The 17,100-nt window shown below is 56.5% G+C and carries 16 protein-coding genes; 4 read left to right on the top strand and 12 right to left on the bottom strand.

What is annotated here, in order from left to right; translation table 11 throughout:
• Window positions 1-7: 7 nt before the first annotated feature.
• A complete protein-coding gene (gene recQ / locus AC0T7J_RS16830; protein ID WP_473795408.1) occupies window positions 8-1,837 on the bottom strand; it encodes an ATP-dependent DNA helicase RecQ in 1,830 nt (609 codons plus the stop codon).
• 24 nt (window positions 1,838-1,861) lie between these two features.
• Complete coding sequence (gene pldA / locus AC0T7J_RS16835) at window positions 1,862-2,740, bottom strand: phospholipase A (protein WP_010257301.1); 879 nt, start codon at window positions 2,738-2,740, stop codon at window positions 1,862-1,864.
• Between the two features lie 194 nt (window positions 2,741-2,934).
• Here pldA and AC0T7J_RS16840 point away from each other — a divergent pair, with 194 nt between their 5' ends.
• Together AC0T7J_RS16840 and rarD are read left to right on the top strand one after the other, a co-directional pair.
• On the top strand, window positions 2,935-3,405 hold the full coding sequence (locus AC0T7J_RS16840; RefSeq protein WP_473795409.1) for a thioesterase family protein: 471 nt from the start codon (window positions 2,935-2,937) through the stop codon (window positions 3,403-3,405).
• 23 nt (window positions 3,406-3,428) lie between these two features.
• Complete coding sequence (gene rarD, locus AC0T7J_RS16845) at window positions 3,429-4,328, top strand: EamA family transporter RarD (protein ID WP_010257306.1); 900 nt, start codon at window positions 3,429-3,431, stop codon at window positions 4,326-4,328.
• Here the strand turns inward: rarD and AC0T7J_RS16850 are convergent.
• From AC0T7J_RS16850 to AC0T7J_RS16895, 10 genes are all read right to left on the bottom strand, one after another.
• Entirely contained in the window at window positions 4,299-5,351 is a 1,053-nt protein-coding gene (locus AC0T7J_RS16850) for an AbrB family transcriptional regulator (RefSeq protein ID WP_473795410.1), read from the bottom strand. The two genes, rarD and AC0T7J_RS16850, sit on opposite strands and share 30 nt — an antisense overlap.
• 97 nt (window positions 5,352-5,448) lie before the next feature.
• The gene (corA, locus tag AC0T7J_RS16855; RefSeq protein WP_003854370.1) at window positions 5,449-6,402 is read right to left on the bottom strand and encodes a magnesium/cobalt transporter CorA; all 954 of its coding nucleotides are present in this window, start codon (window positions 6,400-6,402) and stop codon (window positions 5,449-5,451) included.
• 176 nt (window positions 6,403-6,578) lie between these two features.
• Window positions 6,579-6,635: a YsgD/CorL family protein gene (ysgD, locus tag AC0T7J_RS16860; RefSeq protein ID WP_353748370.1), complete on the bottom strand. Its 57-nt coding sequence runs from the start codon at window positions 6,633-6,635 to the stop codon at window positions 6,579-6,581.
• Between the two features lie 67 nt (window positions 6,636-6,702).
• A complete protein-coding gene (gene uvrD, locus AC0T7J_RS16865; protein WP_010257313.1) occupies window positions 6,703-8,865 on the bottom strand; it encodes a DNA helicase II in 2,163 nt (720 codons plus the stop codon).
• 154 nt (window positions 8,866-9,019) lie between these two features.
• Window positions 9,020-9,736 carry a 5-amino-6-(5-phospho-D-ribitylamino)uracil phosphatase YigB gene (gene yigB / locus AC0T7J_RS16870; protein WP_022624864.1) on the bottom strand — a complete coding sequence of 239 codons (717 nt, stop codon included), beginning with the start codon at window positions 9,734-9,736 and terminating at the stop codon, window positions 9,020-9,022.
• A complete protein-coding gene (gene xerC / locus AC0T7J_RS16875) occupies window positions 9,733-10,638 on the bottom strand; it encodes a tyrosine recombinase XerC (protein ID WP_473795411.1) in 906 nt (301 codons plus the stop codon). Before xerC ends, yigB begins: the two co-directional genes overlap by 4 nt.
• Window positions 10,635-11,339 (bottom strand): DUF484 domain-containing protein, encoded by a 705-nt coding sequence (locus tag AC0T7J_RS16880; protein WP_473795412.1) that lies wholly within the window; start codon window positions 11,337-11,339, stop codon window positions 10,635-10,637. The genes xerC and AC0T7J_RS16880 overlap by 4 nt, the downstream gene beginning before the upstream one ends.
• Entirely contained in the window at window positions 11,336-12,160 is an 825-nt protein-coding gene (gene dapF / locus AC0T7J_RS16885) for a diaminopimelate epimerase (RefSeq protein ID WP_473795414.1), read from the bottom strand. The genes AC0T7J_RS16880 and dapF overlap by 4 nt, the downstream gene beginning before the upstream one ends.
• A 28-nt stretch (window positions 12,161-12,188) precedes the next feature.
• Window positions 12,189-12,389: an LPS translocon maturation chaperone LptM gene (lptM, locus tag AC0T7J_RS16890; RefSeq protein WP_473795415.1), complete on the bottom strand. Its 201-nt coding sequence runs from the start codon at window positions 12,387-12,389 to the stop codon at window positions 12,189-12,191.
• 147 nt (window positions 12,390-12,536) lie between these two features.
• Window positions 12,537-15,095 carry a class I adenylate cyclase gene (locus AC0T7J_RS16895; protein WP_473795417.1) on the bottom strand — a complete coding sequence of 853 codons (2,559 nt, stop codon included), beginning with the start codon at window positions 15,093-15,095 and terminating at the stop codon, window positions 12,537-12,539.
• A gap of 315 nt (window positions 15,096-15,410) precedes the next feature.
• Here AC0T7J_RS16895 and hemC point away from each other — a divergent pair, with 315 nt between their 5' ends.
• Both hemC and hemD read left to right on the top strand, forming a co-directional pair.
• Window positions 15,411-16,352, top strand: coding sequence for a hydroxymethylbilane synthase (gene hemC / locus AC0T7J_RS16900; RefSeq protein WP_473795419.1), 942 nt, complete (start codon window positions 15,411-15,413; stop codon window positions 16,350-16,352).
• Window positions 16,349-17,077 carry a uroporphyrinogen-III synthase gene (gene hemD, locus AC0T7J_RS16905; RefSeq protein WP_473795420.1) on the top strand — a complete coding sequence of 243 codons (729 nt, stop codon included), beginning with the start codon at window positions 16,349-16,351 and terminating at the stop codon, window positions 17,075-17,077. The genes hemC and hemD overlap by 4 nt, the downstream gene beginning before the upstream one ends.
• The last annotated feature ends 23 nt before the right edge of the window (window positions 17,078-17,100 follow it).

Genomic DNA, 17,100 nt, shown 5'->3' on the forward strand with positions numbered 1-17,100 from the left:
GTGTCCTTTACTCTTCATCATCAAGATGCTCTTTGATCATCACCAGGAAAGGTTTGCCAAAGCGCTCCAGTTTGCGGTGACCCACGCCATTGACGCTGAGCATCTCGGACGCGCTGACCGGCATCTGTTCTGCCATCTCTATCAGTGTGGCGTCATTGAACACCACATAAGGCGGGATATTCTCTTCATCGGCGATCGCTTTTCGCAGCTTACGCAGCTTGGCGAACAGTTTGCGATCGTAGTTGCCACCGTGAAACTTCGCCGGACTGCTGCTCTTTGTTTTTGCAGTAATCAGTCGCGGCACCGCCAGCATCAGTGGCACTTCACCGCGCAGCACGGGGCGCGCCGCTTCGGTGAGCTGCAGTGCCGAATGCATAGCGATGTTCTGCGTCACCAGCCCCAGATGGATTAACTGACGTAACACGCTGACCCAGTGTTCGTGGCTCTGATCTTTGCCCAATCCATAGATCGGCAGCTTGTCATGGCCCTGTTCACGGATACGCTGATTGTTGGACCCGCGCAGCACCTCAACGATATAGCCCATACCGAAGCGTTGTCCCACGCGGTAGATGCCGGAGAGCGCTTTTTGTGCTTCAACCAGACCGTCATAACGCTTAGGCGGATCGAGACAGATGTCGCAGTTATCGCACGGCTGCTGGCGACCCTCGCCAAAATAGTTCAGCAGTACCAGACGGCGGCAGGTCTGTGCTTCCGCAAACGCGCCCATGGCGTTGAGTTTGTGACGCTCAATATCCTGCAGCGGCCCTGGCACTTTCTCTTCCAGACATTTACGCAGCCAGGCCATATCGGCCGGATCGTAAAGCATCATCGCCTCTGCGGGCAGACCATCTCGTCCGGCACGCCCGGTTTCCTGATAATAGGACTCAATATTGCGCGGGATATCGAAGTGGACCACAAAACGGACATTGGGCTTGTTGATGCCCATGCCAAAGGCCACCGTCGCCACCACGATTTGCAGATCGTCACGCTGGAACGCTTCCTGCACCCGGCCACGCTGCTCGCTGTCGATCCCGGCGTGGTAGGCCCCGACGCTGAAGCCCCGGCTTTGCAGTCGTGCGGCGGTGTCTTCCACCTTCGCCCGGCTGTTGCAGTAGATAATGCCGCACTTGCCGCGCTGATCCTGAACGTAACGCAGCAGCTGATCGGTGGGTTTGAATTTCTCCACCAGCGTGTAGCGGATATTAGGGCGATCAAAACTGCTGATCTGGATCAGCGGATCCTGCATGTGCAGCAGGTTAACGATGTCGTTGCGGGTGGTTTCATCCGCGGTAGCGGTCAGCGCCATTACCGGTAATTCCGGGAAGCGCTGACGCATCTTGCCGAGTGCGCCATATTCCGGGCGGAAATCGTGGCCCCACTGGGAAATACAGTGTGCTTCATCCACCGCCAGCATCGCCGGTTGCCAGTGCGCCAGATTTTCCAGGAAGTTATCCATCATCAGGCGTTCAGGGGCGATATAGAGCAGCTTAACCCGACCGGTGCGGCAATCGGCCATCACCGTCTGCTGCTGATCGCGCGTCATGGTGGAGTTGAGATAGGCAGCCGCCACACCGTTCGCCAGCAGTTGATCGACCTGATCTTTCATCAGCGAGATCAGCGGCGACACCACCAGTGTCAGCCCCTCGCGCACCAGCGCCGGGATCTGATAACAGAGCGATTTACCACCGCCGGTGGGCATCACCACCAGACAATCGCGCCCGCTCAGCGCCTGATTAATGATCGTCTGCTGACCGGGACGAAAATGCTGGTAGCCGAAGGTATCCTGCAATACCTGCTGCGCCAGCGCTTCCTGATTAAGAACTGCCGAGGTTGCCACGCGATTCCTGTCTTTCGTTAGGGATTAGAACAAGTCGTTAAGTGTTACACCCACACCCAGACGCGTCTGGCGATGGTTGTAGTCGATCAGTGATTCACCGTAACCGCTAAACACCTGAGTATAGAAGCGAACGTGCTCAGTGATAGGGTAGCTCCAGCCCAGGGTAGCGCCGCCATAACCGCTGTTCCAGTTATAGTTGCCCTCTACGCTGAAGATATTGTCGCCGAGCTTATAGCCCAGACGGGTGCGGTAGTAACCCATGTATTTGGTGATATCAGGATTATCATCGCTGTTCGCCCCTTCAGGGATACGATACCAGGGTTTGATTTCCGCCAGGAAGTTACCATTCTCTGCCATCAGACGCGCATAGACGCGGTTCCAGCTGCGCGAGGTGGGATCGCTTCGTCCGTTGGATTGGTGATTCAGACCCACTTCGACATCACGCAGTGTCCAGCCCGCCAGCGAATAGTCGGTCGCCCAGCCCAGGAAAATCTGCGGCTCATAGTTGGTCTCACGGAATGGCGATGACTCCGCGCTATTCGACAGCTGCCACCAGGAACGCTGGGTGTAAGAGGCTGCCAGCACCGAGTTGTCGCCCAGAATACCGCGCCATAGCGGAAATGCCAGGCTGAGCTGGAATTTCACTTCATCTTTGCGGGCATTCTCACCCCAGTTATAGGAGGAGATCGCCTCTTTATTGAGGTCGCTGGTATAGGTGTAGAGCAGGTAGTTGTTCTCGTAAGGATAGAGAACAAACGGGTTATCATGCTTCTCCAGCAGGTTAGCAATAATGCTGCCCTGAACCTGTGGTGCGTCATGAACCTCTTTAATATGGGCTTCATCCGCCTGCGCCAGCGCAGGAAATATCAACATTGCCGCCAGCAAGGCGCGATGCTTACGCATATAATTCTCCGGTGAGCAGCTGCGTATCAGAATAACTGAAAGGGTGTCGTAAAAAGCAGGCCATTCTACACGCAAACAGCAATGAGCATGAGTGCTGATTTCTTAAACTGGAAACACCCTCGCAGGCGGCATAGAATACACAACTCGTTCATGTTCCGCGCCCCTCTGGCCCGATTTTTTCAGGACACATCATCATGTCATCACCCGTGCTGACACAGCAGGACGCTCGCCAGCTGGTCGGCGAAATTTTCGTTTACCACATGCCATTTAATCAGGCGTTAGGCCTGGAACTGGTGCGCCTGGACGCAGACTACGCTGAGATCAGCTTCGCTAACAAAACCATGCTGGTAGGCAACCAGGCGCAGCAGATTCTGCACGGCGGCGTTATCGCATCCGTACTGGACGTGGCTGCAGGTATGGTCTGCGTCAGTAATGCGTTAACCCGACAGGAAAGCATCAGTGAAGCGGACCTGCGCCAGCGTCTGTCACGCATGGGCACTATTGATATGCGCGTCGACTATCTGCGTCCCGGACGCGGCGAACGCTTCACCGCCACCAGCAGCCTGCTGCGCGCCGGTAACAAAGTCGCCGTGGCACGCGTGGAGTTGCACAATCAGCAGGGCGACTATATCGCTACGGCTACCGCCACCTATCTTATCGGCTAAATACGCTATTGAATGGATCGCATATGGATACGCAACAAACCCGCCAGGGCGTTGGCTTTGCACTGGGCGCTTACTTTATCTGGGGCATTGCGCCCGCTTATTTCAAGCTGGTAAAACAGGTTCCCGCGACAGAAATCATGACACACCGGGTTATCTGGTCTGCACTTTTTATGCTGTTACTGATTACCCTGAGCCGCAGCTGGCCCGGCGTTCGCAGCGTGTTACGCCAGCCTAAAAAAGTGCTGCTGCTGGCGCTGACGGCCGTGACTATCGGCGGCAACTGGCTGCTGTTTATCTGGGCAGTCAACAATCAGCATATGCTGGAAGCCAGCCTGGGCTACTTTATTAACCCGCTGATCAACGTGGTGTTCGGCATGCTGTTTTTACGCGAACGGTTTCGCCGTCTGCAGTGGCTCGCCGTGCTGCTGGCCACCGTCGGCGTGCTGGTGCAACTGTGGCAGTTTGGGTCGTTACCGATTATCGCGCTGGGCCTGGCGCTGAGTTTTGCCCTGTATGGCCTGGTGCGTAAAAAGATTCAGGTCGATGCGCAGAGCGGCATGCTGATTGAAACCCTGTGGCTGTTTCCGCTGGCGGCGATTTACCTGTTTGGCTTTGCCGACAGCGCCACCAGCCACTTATCTGCCAACCCGCTGAGTCTCAACCTGAAGCTGATAGCGGCGGGCATTGTGACCACCATTCCGCTGATGCTGTTTGCGGCGGCCTGCAGTCGTCTGCGACTTTCCACCGTAGGCTTCTTTCAGTATCTCGGCCCGACGCTGATGTTTGTGCTGGCGGTCGCGTTTTACGGTGAGACCATCACGCCAGACAAGATGGTGACCTTTGGTTTCATCTGGCTGGCGCTGCTGGTATTTGTCTGCGATGCGGTGGCGTTTTCATTCCGTTCCCGTTCGCGCATAGCGTGAAATAAAGCGCGCTAAAGCCGGGCCGGTCAGCAGGATGGTAAACAGACGCAACGTCTGCAACGCCATCACAAACGCCATGTTGACCTGAGTCCCCGCGGCAATGATCGCCACCGTGTCCAGCCCGCCTGGACTGGTGGCGAGATAGGCCGTCATCAGATCGATATCCAGCATTTGCGTCAGCATCCACGCCAGTCCGCCACACAACAGCATCAGTCCGAAGATCGAAGCCAGCATCTGCGGCAGCGTGCGCAGTGCCAGCAGAAAAATCGGGCGGGTGAACCGTAATCCCACGCTCCAGCCAATCAGTGCATAGGCCACGGCCAGCAGCCATTCCGGCACCTGTAACACCGCGATGTCGCTGCTGTTCAGTGCCGCACCCGCCAGCGCAGGCAGCAGCAGCGCGCCAGAAGGGATGCGCAGCCGGGTGCCCAGCCACGCGCCCGTCAGCATCACCACCAGGGTGATGGCAAAACCCTGATTCAGCGGTGGAAACCAGAGCAGCGAGACGCTGTGCGCCTCATCGCCCAGCCCGATGCGCGCTACCAGTGCAGCCGCCGAGGCGACAAACAGCACCCGCAGATACTGCATGAATGCGACCAGCCGCACGTCAGCGCCAAAGTCACCCGCCATCGCCACCATGGCCGATGCACCGCCAGGCGACGATCCCCATGCGCCCGTCGGGCCAGGCAGATGACTGAAACGCACCAGCAGAAAACCTGACAGGCCGCTGGCCGCCAGCGTCAGCAGCAGCACTGCCAGCACGATCGGCCAATCCTGAATCAGCGGTGTCAGAATCGAGGGCGACAGGCTCTGCGCAATCATGCAGCCCAGCACGGCCTGAGCGAGCAGGAACAGCCGTTTATCAATTCGCAGCGTGGCACCCGACAGCCCCATCACCACACCCACAATCATTGGTCCCAGTAACAGCGCGGCAGGCACATGAAAATAGTGCAGCACCGCGCCCAGTAATACCGAGATCAGCAGCAGCAGTGTCCACTGCGCGCGCAACGAAAAAGCGTCCATAAGAAGTTAATAATTTGTAAAAACAGGAGGGTCAGAGTACGCAGAAACGGGGATGAGAGCCAGCAGAACGGGCCATCTCAGATGGCCCGTTCTTATTTTACAGCCAGTTTTTACGTTTGAAATAGAGATAAGGCGCCAGTCCGGCCAGAATCATCAGTCCTATCGCCGCCGGATAACCAAAGCTCCACTTCAGTTCCGGCATAAACTCAAAGTTCATCCCGTAGCTGGAGGCCACCAGCGTCGGCGGCAGAAACACCACGGAGACCACCGAGAAGATCTTGATGATGCGGTTCTGCTCGATGTTGATGAAACCCATAGCCGCCTGCATCAGGAAGTTAACCTTCTGAAACAGTGATTCGTTATGCGGCAACAGCGATTCGATATCGCGCAGAATTTCACGCGCCTGCTCCAGCTGATTACCCGGCAAACGTGCTTTGCGTACCAGGAAGTTCAGGGCGCGCTGGGTATCCATCAGACAGAGGCGCACCTTCCAGCCGATATCTTCCAGTTCCGCTAATCGCGACAGCGCCTGATCGTACTCTTCACCCTGCTGACCTTCCATGATCACCCGGCTGAGTTTCTCCAGTGCGCTGTAGATGTTCTCGATTTCGTCCGCCAGCTGCTCGATTTTGGTTTCAAACAGGTCAAGCAGTAGCTCAAAGGCATTGCCATCGATCAGGGTCTGGTTTCGGGCGCGCATGCGATAGAGACGGAAAGCAGGCAGCTCACGTTCGCGCAGCGTGTAGAGGCGGCCTTCACGGATGGTGAACGCCACGGTGGAGTTACCGGCGTGATCGTCAGCATCTTCATAGAAGAAGAAGGAGTGGATATGCAGGCCATCTTCATCTTCGAAGAAGCGTGCCGAGGCCTCGATATCTTCCAGCTCAGGCCGTGTTGCCAGACTCTGGCCCAGCTCAGATTGCACGCGATCACGTTCGCCCTCTTCCGGCTCGATCAGATCGACCCAGACAGAGGTCGTCAGTTTGTCGTTTTCGTCTTCCAGCTCCAGTCGCGTCAGGCGGCTGTGATCCAGTTTAAATGCGCTCAGCATAGCAATACTCCCCATTGCAGACTAAATGGGACAAGGCAGTCCGCCGTTCCTCAACATGGAACGGGCAGCCTGAACACGGAAACAGAGTTTCAGAGATAAATCAGTGCTGACTCGCGACGGAATCAAAAAGGGAGGTCGCTGATAACCGCTAAGGCTACCCGCGTAAAGAGGTAGCCTTAGATGTTATTCCTGGAATCCAGGTCATTGAGCCAGCATCGACTGGGCGTGTCCAAGGCATTGTCCTCTCATGATAATAGTGGGCGCATGTTACGCTGAGACGAAAAAGCCGTCAACCGCACGCTAAAGCGTTTCCAGCTTCGCGTAAGCCGCCACCAGCCACTTGATTCCCTGCCCCTGAAACGCCACCTGAAGTCGGCTATGCTCACCGCTGCCTTCCAGATTAATGATGGTGCCTTCGCCAAATTTTGCGTGATGAACACGCTGACCCAGCGCGAATCCACTGTCATTTTTGGTCACCGGGGCACCCATCCGCTGATGGTTTACCGGACGGCTGACGCTGGCGCGCAGACGCACTTCTTCTATGCACGCTTCGGGCAGTTCACCGATAAAACGGGACGGCCGGTGATACACTTCCTTACCATAGAGTCGCCGGGTTTCGGCGTAGGTCAGTGTCAGCTTGAGCATCGCACGGGTCACGCCGACATAAGCCAGACGACGCTCCTCCTCCAGCCGGCCACCTTCATCCAGTGACATCTGGCTCGGAAACATGCCCTCTTCCATGCCGACGATAAACACCTGGCTGAACTCCAGCCCTTTTGCCGAGTGGAGCGTCATCAGCTGAACTGCATCCTGCCATTTGTCTGCCTGACCTTCGCCCGCTTCCAGCGCCGCGTGGGATAAAAAGGCCTGCAGTGGCATCAGATCTTCATCTTCATCCTGATAGCTGAACTGCCGCGTAGCGGTCACCAGCTCCTCAAGGTTTTCGATACGCGCCTGACCCTTCTCACCTTTTTCCTGCTCATACATCAGCCACAGGCCAGAGTCTTTGATGACCCGGTCGGTCTGAACATGCAGCGGTAATTCGGCGGTTTCGGTTGCCAGTGAATCAACCAGTTCACAGAAGCGTTGCAGCGCAGATGCAGCCCGACCGGCCAGCGCACGGCTTTGCAGCAGTTCACGCGTTGCCTGCCACAGCGTCATCTGACGTTCACGGGCGGTCTGCCGCACCACGTCGAGCGTGCGATCACCCACGCCGCGTGTCGGGGTATTCACCACGCGTTCAAATGCCGCGTCGTCATTGCGGTTCGCCATCAGACGCAGATAGGAGAGCGCATCTTTAATCTCCTGACGTTCGAAGAAGCGCATGCCGCCATAAATACGGTACGGCATGCTGCTTTGCAGCAGCGCCTCTTCCAGCACACGCGACTGGGCGTTGCTGCGATAGAGAATCGCGCAGTCGTTGAGCGCGCCGCCGTTCTCCATCCAGACCTTAATGCGGTTAACCACGAAGCGCGCTTCATCCAGCTCATTAAAGGCGCAGTAGATCGAGATCGGTTCGCCATCGCTGCCTTCGGTCCAGAGCTCTTTACCCAGACGACCATTGTTGTTAGCGATCAGGGCGTTGGCGGCTTTCAGGATGTTATTGGTTGAACGGTAGTTCTGCTCCAGACGGATCGTTTCCGCGCCGGGGAAATCCTGCAGGAAGCGCTGAATATTCTCGACCTGTGCGCCGCGCCAGCCGTAGATCGACTGGTCATCATCGCCCACGATGATCACCCGGCCGCTGTCCCCCGCCAGCATCCGAATCCAGGCATACTGAATGTTGTTGGTATCCTGGAACTCATCCACCAGCACATTGGTAAAGCGTTCGCGGTAATGATTAAGAATGTGTGGCTTGTTGAGCCATAACTCATGGGCGCGCAGCAACAGCTCGGCAAAGTCGACTAAACCGGCGCGGTCACAGGCTTCCTGATAGGCCTGATAGATGCGCAGCCAGGTCTGCTCAATCGGGTTGCCGTAGCTTTCGATATGCTTTGGCCGCAGGCCTTCATCTTTTTTGCCGTTGATGTACCACATGCCCTGACGCGCAGGCCACTGTTTGTCATCAAGGTTCATTGATTTGATCAGGCGCTTGAGCAGACGTAGCTGATCTTCGCTGTCGAGGATCTGAAAATCCTGTGGCAGACCGGCGTCAAGATGATGGGCGCGCAGTAAGCGGTGCGCCAGACCGTGGAAGGTTCCGATCCACATCCCGCCCTGACTGGTGCCGATCAGATGCTCGATACGGTGACGCATCTCCGCTGCCGCTTTATTGGTAAAGGTCACCGCCATAATTGAATAGGGCGAGCAGTTCTCCACCGACATCAGCCAGGCAATGCGATGCACCAGCACCCGCGTTTTACCACTGCCCGCGCCTGCCAGCACCAGCAGGTTACTGCGCGGTGCCGCAACGGCAGCGCGCTGATTGTCATTCAAACCATCGAGCAGTTCAGAAACGTCCATAAGCACCGATTACCAAAGAAAAAACGCCGTCGTCACACTGATTATTCCGCCTGCCGCAAGGCATTATCGCTGCCAGTCAGGCTGCGATACAGATGCCGGATAAGGGACGGCGGCAAAACAGAAAAGAGGAGACGACTGGATAAATTTACAGCCATTATAGCAGTGAGGTGAGTGATGCCAACCGCGAAATTTCGACATGCGGCAACAGGCGCGCATCCGGGATATGCATCAGGTTGCCCTGCCGGAGGTTAATCCAGCAGGCCTGCAGCCCGCAGCGCAGTGAGCCCGCCACGTCGGTGGTCAGGTCATCACCCACATGCAGAATATGGTGTGGCGCGATATCCAGGCGTTGTGCGGCAAGCTGATACATATCCTGCCACGGCTTGGCGCGCCCGTCCGGGCCGGCCCGCAGTGTGAAGCGGAAGTATTCGGCAATGCCCATTTTTTCCGGGCAGGCGTTGCCGTTGGTGACTGCCACCAGCGGGATTTTTTCCGCCAGCGCTTTCAGCGTCTGGTGCGTCTCATCCGGCATCTCGACCTGACTCCGCCACTGATGGAAGACCGCCATCACTTCTGCAGCGCCCGCTGTAGCTTCAGCGGCAGAGAGGCCGATATTCAGCATCGCCAGCTCAACCGAACGGCGTCGCCACTCCGAAACATCATGATAGATATCAGGTTCGCGCTGCAGCAGTTCATCGCGCAACTGCTGATAATCCTGCGGCGTGAAGTCACGCAGCGCCGGATGAAAAGCCTGCAACGCGGCATGGGATTCCAGGGTGGTGCGACGGATGACCGGGTAGTTATCGTAGAGTGTGTCATCAAGGTCGAAGGTCATGGCTTTTATGGCCGACAGCGGACGATAAAACTTCATTCGTTCTTTCCTCGTTTGGCGCGGGGATGCGCAGCGTCATACACCGAAGCCAGATGCTGGAAGTCGAGATGGGTATAGATCTGGGTCGTCGACAGATTTGCATGACCCAGCAATTCCTGTACGGCGCGCAGGTCACCACTGGATTCCAGCAGATGCGTGGCAAAAGAGTGTCGCAGCTTATGCGGATGGATATGGCTGGCCACGCCCTGTCGGATGCCCCATTCGGCAAAGCGTTTCTGCACGTTACGTGGCGAGATGCGGTTGCCGCGCGTCGAAAGAAACAGCGCATCATCCTGGGCGCCAAAGGTTTCACGCAGCGGCAGCCAGTGCTGGATCCAGGTGACCGCCGTGCGACCAATCGGTATCCGGCGCTCTTTGCTGCCCTTACCGACGACCCACACTTCACCTGAATCGAGATCGACGTGGCGACAATCCATATTCACCAGTTCAGAGAGACGCAAACCGCCGCCATACATCACTTCCAGCATCGCCCGGTCGCGCACCGCCAGCGGATCGCTAAGGTCGATCTCCAGCAGCTGATTCACTTCATCAACATCAATGTTTTTAGGCAGATGGCGCGCTTTACGCGGCGTCATCACCCCTTTGGCCGGATTAGCAGAGAGCAAACCCTGGCTCACCTGCCAGTCGAGAAAACTGCGCAGAGCGGAGAGCCGCAGCGCGAGGCTGCTGGCGGCCAGTCCGGCACGACGGCTGCGTGCCGCCATGCTGCGCACCTGCGCCGGTTCAAGCTGTGCCCAGCTGCTGAGCTTAATCTCATCCGCAATCGCCACCAGCGCGGCAAGCTGGCGCGCATAGCTACTCTGAGTTAACGGACTGAGCTGGCGCTCCACTTTCAGGTAGCGCAGAAATCCGTCGACGGCCTCCTGCAGCGCGCTGCTCATGTGCGTTCAACCCAGCGGGAGAGCAGATCAGGCATCATCTGCGACAGATGCTGCAACAGCAGTGTCCCCATGCCCGATTGATAGTGCTGGCTGTCACGACTGCTGAACACCAGCACGCCGAGATCGCCCTCCTCACCCATCAGCGACATCGCAACCGACCCGATCGCTTTGGCCTGCGGCAGCAGCAGCAGCAGTTCCGGCCCATTGATATTGCCAAGATAGTGATGCTGGTTACCAAAGCGCTGAATACGCAGCGGTTCAAACGCCTGACGCGAGAGGCTCAGCTGAAAGAAATCGGAGGGCGCGCCCAGCAGCCATTTATCACTGAACAGCCGCACATTGGCACCCGCCAGGCCCAGCTCACGCGCCCAGCGATGCAGACGGTTAAGCATATCCTGCAGCGAGTCAGCCGCGGCCAGATGACTTTCCAGCGACAGCAGACGGTCAAACAGTTCGTGGTTAGCGCTGGCCTGCTCCATCAGTAGCGTGATCTCTTCTTCCAGCCGCTGGATATGGTTGCGTTGCCGCGCCATATGCCATTCGACCAGCGAGACGCTGCCACGCACCGGATGCGGCACGGCCATCTGTTCAACTGCACGGGCATTGCGGATAAAGAAATCGGGATTCTGCCGCAGATAATCACTGACGGCCTGATCGTCCAGCAGAACCGAACTGTCAGCCTGCTCTTCGATATTTTTCATAGATGAATAAACCCATCGTAGACGTGTGTCGCAGGCCCGGTCATGTAGAGCGGCTGACCGGCGCCTTTCCAGGAGATATGCAGCGTTCCGCCAGGCAGATCGACACGCACTTTCGGTGCCAGAATGCCCTGCTGAATGCCGCATGCAACGGCAGCACAGGCGCCGCTGCCGCATGCCTGCGTTTCACCCGCTCCGCGTTCGTAGACGCGCAGGCGGATATGTTCGGGATTGATGATCTCCATAAAACCGACATTGACGCGATCCGGGAAGCGTTCATGACTCTCCAGAATCGGGCCCAGCAGTTCAACCTGCGCAGTTTTGACACTTTCAACCTGAATAACGCAGTGCGGATTACCCATCGACACCGCACCCAGCATCACCGTCTGCTCGGCCACACGTAGCAGATAGAGATTTTCGGTTTTGTTGGCACGGAACGGCACCTGCTGAGGCTCAAAGTTTGGCTCGCCCATGTTCACGCGCACCTGGTCGTCAGGCGTGACGGTCAACACCATACGGCCATTCTGCGTACTGACCCGGATGTCGCTTTTGTTGGTCAGCCCTTTCAGCTGAACAAAACGGGCAAAGCAGCGCGCACCGTTGCCGCACTGTGCCACTTCACTGCCATCGGCGTTGAAAATGCGATAGTGGAAATCGAGATCGGGATCGTAAGGCGGTTCAACAATGAGCAGTTGGTCAAAACCGATCCCCAGATGACGATCGGCCAGCCGGCGGATCAATTCCGGCGAAAAGAAGACGTTTTGTGTCACCGCATCCACAACCATAAAATCGTTGCCGAGACCGTGCATTTTGGAGAACTGCATTTTTTGCTCCGCCGGATAAGCCATCAGATTAGTTCGCTAGTGCGCCTGAATTGCCGGTAACCAGACCGCCGACATCGGCTTTAGTGGCATCCGCTTTCTGGCGTTCAGTCGGCGCTTGTTGTTTCTTCGGCTGGTCCTTCGGCGGGAAGTAGAGCGGTCCTTTCAGACCACAACCTGCAAGGCTGATTACTGCCAGTGTCATGGTCAACAGGCTTATTACTTTCTTCATTCTTTATGCTCTTCATGTCCTTTATCAGGATGCTTATCATCGCAGTTGAAGGTGGAAAAGCAACAGGAAATCCCCGCAAATAGCGTGAACCGGGTGACAAGCCAGGAAGATAGCGGCTACCTGCAGAGCGCAGACAGCCCGTCAGCATCAATGCACCTGATAGCGCGGTTGATAGTCGCTGTTGTCGTTGTCAGGCTGCGACGTACACAGCTGTGTCAGCGTCTGGCTACGAAACGGAATCACCTGGAATCGCTCACCGGTGTTCACAATCTGGTAGAACTGCGGCAGGTTGAAGTTGATAAAACTTGAGCCATAGGTAAAGCGATCGTGCGATGAAGAGTAGAAGCGGCTGACGTCGCGTACCAGCTCCTCTTTGCTGCCTTCACAGTGATGATAGACCTCAACCCGATTAGTCTCATCGAGGATGTAGATATTAAAGCCACGCTCATCGGTCGTGTTTTCAAAGAAGAACTGAATGATGCCTTCACTGGCATAACCGTTGACCACGGGTGGCAGCGGCGTCTGATTCGTTTCGACTTTGATAGAGAGCCCGTGCAGCTTGTTGTTGGAGATCGCGCCATAAAACTCAACCGCGTTTTCCAGCTTCTGCACCGAAACGCTCATGCGTTCAAAGAACAGGCCCCAGGTCTCACCCGCCATACGCAGCGCTTTAAAGCGGCCCGGCTCCTGACGCGTGCTGGAGAGGCGCAGCTCAATGCATTCTGAGACCAGTTGCTGTACCCGCGTCCGAATCAGACCGCGCAGGTGCTGGCTGTAGCAGAACACCTCCACCGTATCGGGCGGCGCAGCATCCTGATGCATCTTGCCGAGAATGGTTTTCAGCCCTTCGATCATCGCCTGCTCGCCACTGAAGTGCAGCGTACGCACCTCATTCCAGGAGTTGCGATAGAGCAGATCGATGCTGCCAATCAGGCACTGCTGCTGCTGACCAAAGCTAAAGACATCCAGCTTGCGGAAGTCAAAGTGCACCACCTGATTACGAAAGGCCGCCGTCGGATCGTGTTCAAGGTTAACAATAATCGCGAGGTGCCGGATTTCGCACGGACTGTAGAGTGCTTTTGGCGTCGGCGAAGGCAGACGCAGCGGGAAGTGGCTGGAAACATCGTTAACCAGCTCCTGCAGACGCGCCAGATCGCAAACCTCATTGCCTTTAATATGCAGCCGGGTTTTACGGGTCAGCAGTCCATTGAACCACGCCCACGCCACCAGCTTATTCAGGTAGCGATTATATTCCAGCGGCTGATGGCTGATGATCGAATCCATGTCCGGTGCCTGGTTATAGAGATACCAGCCGGAACGGTTGGCGCGGCCAGGCGGCACATGAATAAAGGTCAGATTGGGTTCGGAGAGATCGGGCGAAATCTGCGGATTCACCAGCGTCACTTTGCCCGGCAGCGCTTCAAACGCGGCATACAGTTTACGGGTCAACACACCGATATCCTGCGGGCTGGCGCTGACGCTTAAGTTATTGCGGCGGGCAAAGCGGATCAGGTTGCGATAACTCTGCATCATCGCATCCAGCAATTCATTATGGGCTTCGCGCACCCGCTCGATTTTCCACTCAGCGCGATTGTCCAGAATGGCGATCTTATCTTCGTTCCAGCCCCACTCTTTGACCAGCTGCGATAAAATTTCGCGACGCCAGCCAGTGCGGTGCTGATGATCTTCGGTGCTGAGCTTTTCACACACTTTGAGGTAGAAGCAGCGACGCACCAGGTCAAGACGCGGCTGATCATCAACGCTGGTCAGATAGTGCGTGACGCGCTCCAGCATCATGCAGTAAGGATCAAGTCCGAAGCAGATGATTTCACCGTCGTGCAGCCGCTGTTTGATATCCATCGCCAGCAGTTGCGTGTTCGGGTATTCCCAGCTGTAGGCTTCCAGCAGCAGCGTTTTCAGTACAGCTTTATACGGGGAGTCGATGCTTTTATAGAGCTGCCACAGGCTGGCACCGAAATACTCTTCTGCCGACAGCGTGCCGAGACCGCCAAGATCAAGCCACTCATTGGGGGTCAGAACGCCTTTGGCGTAGAGCGACATGACGTAGTCGTCGTAGTTGTGCTCTTCTTCGCCCGGCACCATATTCCACAGGATGCGTTTGCCCGCCATACGAACCGCGGTACGGTAAAACTCATCCAGCAGTAAAATGTGTTGTGTTGAACCGCAATCTTCCCCGCCCAGACTGCCGCTTTCGTTGTGGCGGAAGCGGTTCTCATCAATCAGAAAGAAACTCACCTCCACGCCCATCGAAACGCACCACTTCTGCAGCAGCGTACATTTGCGCTGCAGATTCAGACGCTCTTCATTATCGAGCCAGGATTGATGACACACCCAGATATCGAGATCCGAGACGCTGTTCTGGCCGACAGATGAGGTGCTGCCCATAGAATAGATCGCCGTGATCGGCATTTCGCCTTTCGGCGCATCGGCATGGCGCAGGTCGCTGTCGCCGGTGAGATCGGCCAGCAGCTGGCGCTGATTTTCATCAGGCGTGAAGAAGCTGATGCCATGTGGAACGCTACCTTCAAGGTAACCCGGCATCTGCGGATGTTGATAATGTAATAAGGTTGGCAGCAGACTGTAGACGCGCTGAAAAGCGGGTCCCATGGCAGCCAGCGCACGATCAACGCGCAGCTGGTTGATTGCATCCAGTCTCTGTTTCAGTGTCTCAATGTAGAGGTACAAGACGTTTCGCCTGATTGTCCCAGTGTTTAAGCACCCTGTTTCCACACTCTGCCGCTTATAGAGTAAAAAATGGGCAGATAATTGCTGGAAACGTGATCAATCTAACACTCGCCAGATTGACCGTAAAGAAAGTTGCGCTACCTGACAGTTTAGCACGTTCTTACCAGCTTCCCGCCTTTTCAGCACTGGTTCCCACGTTGTGGCGTGATAAACCGTGCCTGAAACCGCGCACAGGCCGTTTTCAATCCGTTGAAACTGACAGTATTCACCCAGAGATGATAGGATATTCAGTGAACGATAAAAATGGTTAACAGCATGTTAGACAAAATTTTCAGAATTGCTACAAGACAAAGCCCGCTCGCATTATGGCAGGCACATTATGTACAGCAACGCCTCATGAGTGCCCATCCGGGACTGCGCGTTGAGCTGGTGCCTATGGTCACGAAAGGTGACATTATCCTTGATACGCCGCTGGCAAAAGTGGGTGGCAAAGGGTTGTTTGTCAAAGAACTTGAGCTGGCGATGCAGGATGGCCGTGCCGATATGGCGGTGCACTCGATGAAGGATGTGCCGGTCAGTTTCCCGGAAGGTCTGGGCCTGGTAACCATCTGCGAGCGCGACGATCCGCGCGATGCGTTCGTTTCTCATCATTATGACTCCATCGACGCGCTGCCACAGGGCGCCATTGTCGGCACGTCCAGCTTGCGCCGTCAGTGCCAGATTAGTGCGCGCCGTCCGGATCTGGTAATCCGCTCGCTGCGTGGCAATGTCGGTACCCGCCTCGGCAAGCTCGATGCCGGAGAGTATGACGCGATTATTCTTGCTGTCGCCGGGCTGAAACGCCTGGGACTGGAAGATCGCATTCGTCAGGCGATGCCTGCCGAAGTTTCCCTGCCCGCCGTGGGTCAGGGTGCGGTCGGCATTGAATGCCGTCTGGACGACACCACCTTAATCAGCCTGTTGCAGGCGCTGAATCACGATGACACCGAAGTCTGTGTCCGTGCGGAGCGCGCCATGAACACCCGTTTAGAAGGCGGCTGCCAGGTGCCAATCGGCAGTTTCGCGGTACTGGAAGGCGATGACCTCTGGCTGCGCGGCATGGTCGGCGCACCGGATGGCCGGGTCATGGTCAGCGGTGAACGCCGGGGGCCCCGCGCTCAGGCTGAACAGATGGGCATTTCACTGGCCGATGAACTGCTGAATGGCGGCGCGCGTGAAATCCTGCAAGAAGTTTACCAGGGGCAGCCGCCGGCATGACCATTCTGGTGACGCGCCCGGAACCCGCAGCGGCAGAGCTGGTGTCACGCCTGCATGCCCTTGGTAAACAGGCGTGGAGCCTGCCGCTGATCGAATTTGCGCCGGGCGCTGACCTCGCCTCTCTGCCACAAAAGCTCGCTGCGCTTCGCCCTGGCGACCTGGTTTTTATCCTTTCTCAGCAGGTTATACATTACGCACAACATACCGTCACAGCATGGCCCGCTGAGCTGGACTATTATGCAATTGGTCGCAGCACTGCACTGGCCTTTCATACCGCCAGCGGACAGCAGGTGACCTGGCCTCATGCGCATGAAACCAGTGAAGAATTGATCCAGCTGAATACCCTTCAGCAGGTTACCGGTAAACGTGCGCTGATCCTGCGTGGCGATCCCGGACGCGAGTTGCTGGCTCAGACGTTAACCCGGCGAGGTGCTGAGGTATCGTTTGCAGCCTGTTATCAGCGCTGCCAGAAGTATTATGATGGACCCGTTGAAGGACGCCGCTGGCGCGATCGCGGTGTCTCCGTGCTGGTGGTGACCAGCGGTGAAATGTTACAACAGCTTTTTTCGCTGTTCCCCGCAGTTGATCGCGAGGAATGGCTGCTCAACTGCCGACTGGTTGTCGTCAGTGAACGTTTGGCTACCCTGGCCGCAGGATTGGGTTGGCAGGATATTCAGGTAGCCGATGGTGCCGATAACGATGCGCTGCTGCGCGCGTTACGCTGAACTTTAACAATGGGATGTGCCAC

The sequence above is a fragment of the Pantoea sp. E956-1 genome (assembly GCF_982223955.1).

Bases quoted from the DNA above. Each gene is read 5' to 3' on its own strand.
- pldA (WP_010257301.1), bottom strand. From the start codon at position 2,740: ATGCGTAAGCATCGCGCCTTGCTGGCGGCAATGTTGATATTTCCTGCG.
- AC0T7J_RS16840 (WP_473795409.1), top strand. From the start codon at position 2,935: ATGTCATCACCCGTGCTGACACAGCAGGACGCTCGCCAGCTGGTCGGC.
- rarD (WP_010257306.1), top strand. From the start codon at position 3,429: ATGGATACGCAACAAACCCGCCAGGGCGTTGGCTTTGCACTGGGCGCT.
- AC0T7J_RS16850 (WP_473795410.1), bottom strand. From the start codon at position 5,351: ATGGACGCTTTTTCGTTGCGCGCGCAGTGGACACTGCTGCTGCTGATC.
- corA (WP_003854370.1), bottom strand. From the start codon at position 6,402: ATGCTGAGCGCATTTAAACTGGATCACAGCCGCCTGACGCGACTGGAG.
- uvrD (WP_010257313.1), bottom strand. From the start codon at position 8,865: ATGGACGTTTCTGAACTGCTCGATGGTTTGAATGACAATCAGCGCGCT.
- yigB (WP_022624864.1), bottom strand. From the start codon at position 9,736: ATGAAGTTTTATCGTCCGCTGTCGGCCATAAAAGCCATGACCTTCGAC.
- xerC (WP_473795411.1), bottom strand. From the start codon at position 10,638: ATGAGCAGCGCGCTGCAGGAGGCCGTCGACGGATTTCTGCGCTACCTG.
- AC0T7J_RS16880 (WP_473795412.1), bottom strand. From the start codon at position 11,339: ATGAAAAATATCGAAGAGCAGGCTGACAGTTCGGTTCTGCTGGACGAT.
- dapF (WP_473795414.1), bottom strand. From the start codon at position 12,160: ATGCAGTTCTCCAAAATGCACGGTCTCGGCAACGATTTTATGGTTGTG.
- lptM (WP_473795415.1), bottom strand. From the start codon at position 12,389: ATGAAGAAAGTAATAAGCCTGTTGACCATGACACTGGCAGTAATCAGC.
- hemC (WP_473795419.1), top strand. From the start codon at position 15,411: ATGTTAGACAAAATTTTCAGAATTGCTACAAGACAAAGCCCGCTCGCA.
- hemD (WP_473795420.1), top strand. From the start codon at position 16,349: ATGACCATTCTGGTGACGCGCCCGGAACCCGCAGCGGCAGAGCTGGTG.